General features: G+C 50.6%; 4 protein-coding genes. 3 read left to right on the forward strand and 1 reads right to left on the reverse strand.

Annotated features, from left to right (window positions below; translation table 11 throughout):
* A partial coding sequence (locus OXG10_00005; protein ID MCY3825756.1) for a restriction endonuclease occupies nt 1–3,588 on the forward strand: 3,588 nt, incomplete at its 5' end.
* A 35-nt stretch (nt 3,589–3,623) separates the two neighbouring features.
* On the opposite strand, the gene OXG10_00010 is transcribed toward OXG10_00005, so the two are convergent.
* Nucleotides 3,624–5,192: a DNA-processing protein DprA gene (locus tag OXG10_00010; GenBank protein MCY3825757.1), complete on the reverse strand. Its 1,569-nt coding sequence runs from the start codon at nt 5,190–5,192 to the stop codon at nt 3,624–3,626.
* Between the two features lie 457 nt (nt 5,193–5,649).
* Between OXG10_00010 and OXG10_00015 the strand changes: the two genes are divergently transcribed.
* Both OXG10_00015 and OXG10_00020 read left to right on the forward strand, forming a co-directional pair.
* On the forward strand, nt 5,650–5,952 hold the full coding sequence (locus OXG10_00015) for a nucleotidyltransferase family protein (GenBank protein ID MCY3825758.1): 303 nt from the start codon (nt 5,650–5,652) through the stop codon (nt 5,950–5,952).
* 137 nt (nt 5,953–6,089) lie between these two features.
* A complete protein-coding gene (locus OXG10_00020) occupies nt 6,090–6,248 on the forward strand; it encodes a DUF86 domain-containing protein (GenBank protein MCY3825759.1) in 159 nt (52 codons plus the stop codon).
* Nucleotides 6,249–6,402: the final 154 nt, after the last annotated feature.

The following is a 6,402-nucleotide window of genomic DNA, read 5'->3' on the forward strand; positions in this document are numbered from 1 at the left end:
ATTCTGACAAATGGAGCGAGATGGCGGCTTTACTATCAGGGCACCCGGTCGGTCTCAGAGCAGTTCCTTGAAATTGATCTCGGAGAAATTCTGAATGTCTACGGAGACGGGCGGGACGCTGTTGTTCTTGCGGAAGACAGGCGCCGCCACTGGCTTTCCGTGTTCATTCTTATTTTCAGGCGCGAGGCATTTGTTCCCGGGCCTTCCGACCCCCGCACATTCCACCAGCGCTCTATTGAAAAAAGCAGGTTCTATGAAGAACGCGTAGCCGGCAGCCTTTCCGAACTGGTTTTCAGAAAAGTTTTTCCGGATCTTGCCCGCGCCATGTCCGCCGCCGCCCCTGAAGCTCCCCTGGAGCAGGTGCGAGACGCCGCGCTGATATTCCTTTACCGTCTTCTTTTCATACTGTACGCAGAAGATCGGGACCTGCTTCCGGTTAACGACAGTCGCTATGATGATTACGCTCTTCGGGACAAGGTGCGTCTCGACGTCGGACGCCGCAAGGACCAGAACGATATCTTTTCCGAAAAAGCGGCCCGTTACTGGAGCGCGATTGATGATCTTTGCCTGGCTATGGATGAAGGCGACACATCGATAGGACTTCCTCCTTATAATGGAGGTCTTTTTGACCGCGAGGCGACACCGCTTCTTGAAGAGATAAAACTCAGCGACAGTGTTATGGCGGATCTGATTGACGCGCTTTCCTTTGAACGGACGGAACAGGGACGGCATTATATCAACTACCGCGATCTCGGGGTGCAGCAGCTGGGGTCCATATACGAACGCCTGCTTGAATACGAACTTGCTCGCGAAAACAGAGAAGTGGTCGTTCGCCCGAATGTTTTCGCGAGAAAAGACTCTGGGAGCTACTACACTCCTGATGACCTTGTCGGTCTGATAGTAAAGGAAACTATTGAACCCCTTGTGCGAAGACGCATGGATGAATTTGAGTCCAAAGCCAGGGAACTTGCCGCAAGCGAATTGTCAGATGATTTCATGCTCGGGTCTCTTAAAGAAGAGTATGACCCGGCGGAGCGTCTGCTTGAGCTTAAAGTCTGCGATCCCGCTATGGGTTCCGGCCATTTTCTTGTGTGTCTTGTGGATTTTCTTGCCGACAGCGTGATATCGGCTATGGCCGACTCGGAAGCCCTTGTGGAGAATTACGTCTCTCCTTTAAACGAGCGGATTGAGAGGATTCGCAACAGGATAATGGTGAATGCCCAAAAAAGAAAATGGAGCGTTGACTATGAACATCTTGAAGACCGCGACGTAATAAGACGCATGGTGCTTAAGCGCTGCGTTTACGGGGTTGACAGAAACCCTATGGCTGTTGAGCTTGCCAAGGTTTCTCTCTGGCTTCACACGTTTACTCCCGGGGCTCCTCTTAATTTCATTGATCACCACCTGCGCTGCGGAAACAGTCTGTTCGGTTCGTGGGTGAGGGAAGGGCTTGGGAAAGCCAAGGAAAACGGAGGGCGTCTTCTGCTCGGAGAACGGCTGGACCGGGCGGAACAGACTGCGGCCCATATGCAGATAGTTGAGAGTCTGACCGACGAAGAAATATCAGAGGCTCATCGCTCCGCCGATATATTCAGGGGAATCAAGAGAGATACCGCGCCCCTTGATTCCTTCCTCTCGCTCATACATGCCTTTGACTGGCTGAATATAAAGGACCGTGAGGATAAAGAGGCTCTCAATGCTTTTCTTGTAGGCACGCTGGGCGACCCTGTCGACATCGCACTTGGCAAGTCTGATATCAAAAACGGGAAAACTCAGTCCGAGCGTTTTACGGAGCTTTTCGGAAAAGCCCGGGAACTGATAGTGGAAGAACGTTTCTGCAACTGGCAGGTTATGTTTCCGGGGGTGTGGTCTGACTGGGACAGTTCTGGACCGCACGGCGGTTTTGACGCCGTAATCGGCAATCCGCCTTGGGACAGAATAAAACTGCAGCAGGTCGAGTGGTTCGCGGCACGTCGCCCGGAGATTGCCCACGCGCCGCGCGCAGCGGAGAGAAAACGTATGATAGCTGAGCTTGAGAAGATGGGAGATCCGCTTGCGGAAGATTTCAATAGAGCTAAACAGCGGACGGAACAAACGGCCCGCGTGGCCAGAGCCTGCCGCGACTATCCTTTGCTTTCCGGCGGGGATATCAATCTCTACTCTCTTTTCGTTGAACGCGCCATGAAGATCGTAAAACCTGACGGGATGATAGGCCTTCTTGTTCCCTCAGGTATCGCGTCTGACAGGACTTCGGCGAAATTTTTTAAGGAAGTGGCGACCGAAGGGAAACTGAAAGCCTTTTATGACTTTGAGAATCGGCGAACACGCTTTAAGGCCTCGCCATTTTTTCCGGATGTTGATGGTCGTTTCAAGTTTTGTATCGCGGTTTTCAGTCCGTCGCCGGTTGCTGGGCCCACTCAGTGCGCTTTTTTCCTTCAGGATATTTCCGAACTTGAAAATGCCAATCGTTGTTTCCCCGTTACTTCTGAGGAACTTACACTGATCAATCCTAATACTGGCACAATGCCGATTTTCCGGTCAAGAAGAGACGCGCAGCTTACCAGGGAAATCTACAAGCGCGTGCCTGTTCTGGTTGACCGGTCAAGCGGAGAAGAAGTAAGAACATGGCCTGTGAAATACATTCGCATGTTTGATATGACCAATGACTCGGGACTTTTCCGTACGCGCGAACAGCTTGAGGAAAAAGAAAAAGCCTATCCGATTGGGGGCAACAGGTTCGGCAGCCCGCAAGGGGAATGGGTGCCGCTTTATGTCGGCCGCATGATCCACCAGTTTGATCATAGAGCCGCTTCAGTAAAGACAAACCCGGAAAATCTCCACAACCCCGCGTTAAGTGGAGATATATCACCGGCGCAAAAAGCCGACCCCAGTTTTGTTCCTACGCCTCAATACTGGGTTCCCGCCGAAAAAGTGAGTTTCTCGAATGGCTTGGAGTGGGCCATAGCATTTCGTGACATCACAAATCCAACAAATGCCAGGACGATGATCGCCACAGTCGTTCCGTTCGTCGGATTGGGGAATACACTTCCGATTTTAACTGGAGATTGTTTAAACACGTACCACCATCTGGCATCCTGTCTAATTGCGAATTTCAACTCCATTCTCCTTGATTATATTGTACGTCAAAAGGTTCAGAGTACCCACTTGAACTGGTACATAGTTGAACAGCTGCCTGTAATCCCTGCGGATAATTATGGAACCGCAAATTTTGGCCCCAAAACAGCCGGAGAAATTGTACGCGAAGCCGTTTTGGAACTTGTCTATACGGCCCATGACATGGCGCCGTTTGCCCTTGATATGGGGTATGTTGATGAGGAAGGCAAGGTGAAACCGCCGTTTCTCTGGGACGAGGAGCGGCGATTACGGCTTCGCGCAAAGCTTGACACGGTGTTTTTCCATCTTTACGGTATTACCGACCGCAAAGATGTGCGTTATGTTTTTTCTACTTTTCCGATAGTGGAAGCCCAGGAAACCAAAGCTTACGGTTCGTATCTGTCCTGTGAGCTCTGTCTTGGTTACATGAACGCTTTTGAGTCAGGAGACCCTGACGCGGAGATAAGTTTATGAAGTTCGGATTCTGGGAGACTTTGAGTCCTTCTTGTTCAGGCCCGCTGTAAAGGCAGTTCATGCTGCTTCGCCGGTTCGAGCCAGATATATCTTCGCGGTCCCTTTCCTTTCACCTTTTTCAGCTTTTCTTCGCTTGCCGCTCTCTCAAGCGCCCGTTCAAGTACGCTTCTGACCACGGGAATTTTTTCATTCATCCGGGTAAATTCGCATGGGTCTCCCGAGCATGTGGCGCGGATTCTCTCGAGCAGCGCTTCGTAGTCTTCAAGCTCGGGGTCTATCCAGAGGTATCTTTGTGGTCTGGGAAGTTTTTTGACTTTTTCCTCGTATTCCGCCCTGCTCAGATGGGTACGGAAATGAAACTTGCTTGCCGGAATCCCTTCTCTCAGTTTGTCGGTTTCGCGGGCGATGTCAGAGCACATGTCCCTGAGTCTTTCGAGGAACGCTTCGTAGCGGATCAGTTCCCAGTTTATCCACACGTATCTTCTCGGCCTTTCAATCTTTTTGATTTTCTCTTCCTTTTCGGCCTGCCACAGGAACTTATAGAATTGCTTGTTGGATATGGAGATGAGCTCACCGAGTTCAGCCGGTTTGCGGGCGGTGTCAGAGCACAGGCTCTTGAGTTTGTCGAGAAAGTCGCCGTAGTTTTCGAATTCGGGATTGCCCCTTATGTCGTGGGCGAAGAGCAAAGGGAAGTCAAGCTCATTTATTTTCCAGGGGGCCGGAGAAGCTCCCTCGTTCTCAAGGCGGGCGTTTCCTGATGACTGGTCGGGATTCTTCCTGACCCAGAGCCTTCCCCGCCTGTTTCTGAGGTTTTCAATTGCGCTGTCCCACGTTATTCCCGTGCCGTTTCCCGAATGGACTATGAATGAAGAATCTACCAGGCCGTAGATAATGCGGTTTCGCTCCATGGAGCCTGAAATGCTCAGCTCCGCGTCAGGATTGCGGTGAGAGAGGAGAAGCAGGGAATCGCGGCGCAAGTGCTTCTCGTATTTTTCGTTCATGCAGATATTTCTGAGGTTGCCGGGCACAACCCAGATAGCGTGCCCGCCAGCGCGAATCGCCGCGAAGGTTGCCTCTTTCTCTATTCTGCTGGCCCCGCGTGATACAACGCAGCATCCGTGCCTTGCGGATGTCTTCCCGAGCGCCGCGGCATAATTCAGGTGTTTTCCGCCTGCCTTGTTGGAACCGAACACTGCGAGTTTTTTATATCTGTAATCAAGCAGGCGGATATCTCCGCGTGCAAACAGTACCGGGGGCGCGTTTTCACGGAGCCTTATTCTGACAGTTGCGGGATAGTAAGAGTCCGTGCTGGTGATATACCGGATGAATGCATCATCCCATTCTAAAAAGTTCGCGGGCAGATCGCGGTCAAGCAGTGATTCAACTCGTTGTGGCGTAACCGTTTCATCATCAAAGTACGAAATTATCCGTGCGGCATTCCTTTTCATCAGGGCTCCCGGGGAAAGATCTTCTGACAAAAGCCAGTCGAAAAGACGGTTCCACTCAACCGGGGTCAGAGGTTTCGTATCTTCGCTCCCGCTACTTGGGAAGCTGGTAGTCAGAAGCAACGCAACTTTCGTGTCGAATTTCAGATAAACAGACATATGCCAGCAGACCGGGAGTTTGAGAGTGCGGGTCTTGCCTGTCCGCAATACACGTTTAGCTTACCGCAGACTGAGAAAAAGGAAACTCACTGCTTGACATCTGAAATGGTCTTTTTCAGTTCCGCATAACTGCACTTGCGCGGCGAGAGGTTTTCAAGAGAAACCGGTTCATGTCTGTTTTTGGAGCAAATGTGCAACAATTACGTATACCGCAAGTTCCAGAGCACGGAACTCTCCCACAAGCACACATACACAAACAGATAAAAGGGAAGAACAACTAGGAATCAGCTGAGCATTGGTGATATCTTTCTAGTTCGAACAAGTCTTCCCTCTCGGTGTATTTTTGCCGTAATCTTCCGTATAATTTGTTACGGGTAGCGGGGAAGAGGGTTGAGTTGTGCGGAATTGACTCAGTTGCTGTGTGTAAAATTCCTCTGAACCTTAATGCCATGAACAAATGAGTGTGCAAATAGATATACCAAAAAAGATGGTTGCGGAATTCTGTCGCCGTAACCGTATAACGCGACTGTCGCTCTTCGGTTCAGCGATCAGGGATGATTTTGGCTCCGACAGCGATATAGATGTACTGGTGGAATTCGAGCGGGACGCCCGAATCGGTTTTATTACGCTTGCGGGATTGGAAATTGAGCTAACTGAAATTCTGGGTCGCAATGCGGAACTGCACACCGTAAAAGGACTTCATCCTAGATTTCGAGATGAAGTATTGCGGTTGGCAGAGGTACAGTATGAGCAGGCGTGACGATCATACGAGCATCGGGGATATGCTCAGCCATGCGAGAGAAGCCGTGGATTTATTGGGGAAGACAAGTCGCGAGCAACTGGAAAACAACAGGACACTGCAGTTAGCATTAACGCGACTGATTGAGATAGTCATCAGTGGGAGAAGCCGCAAACCGCGTTTCTGAAACGACTCAGGGGCGCCATCCGGAGATTCCTTGGCACAAGATTATCGGAATGCGTAACCGGCTAATCCATGGTTACCGATACAGATATACTGTGGGACACGATAACAGACGATCTTCCTCCCCTTATTGAAAAATTGAGCGGGTTAACGGATTAGGCGGCTAACTGTAAAGAATCGGTGTGCAGCGTCCTTCTTTTGAAGTCTCTGCAAGAACTGGAAAAAGACGTGCCCTCTCGCCACGCTCAAGATATTCGGGGGAATTACTCATGACTGACAGGTACTAAT

Source organism: Candidatus Dadabacteria bacterium (genome assembly GCA_026706695.1).
GTDB lineage: Bacteria > Desulfobacterota_D > UBA1144 > Nemesobacterales > Nemesobacteraceae > Nemesobacter.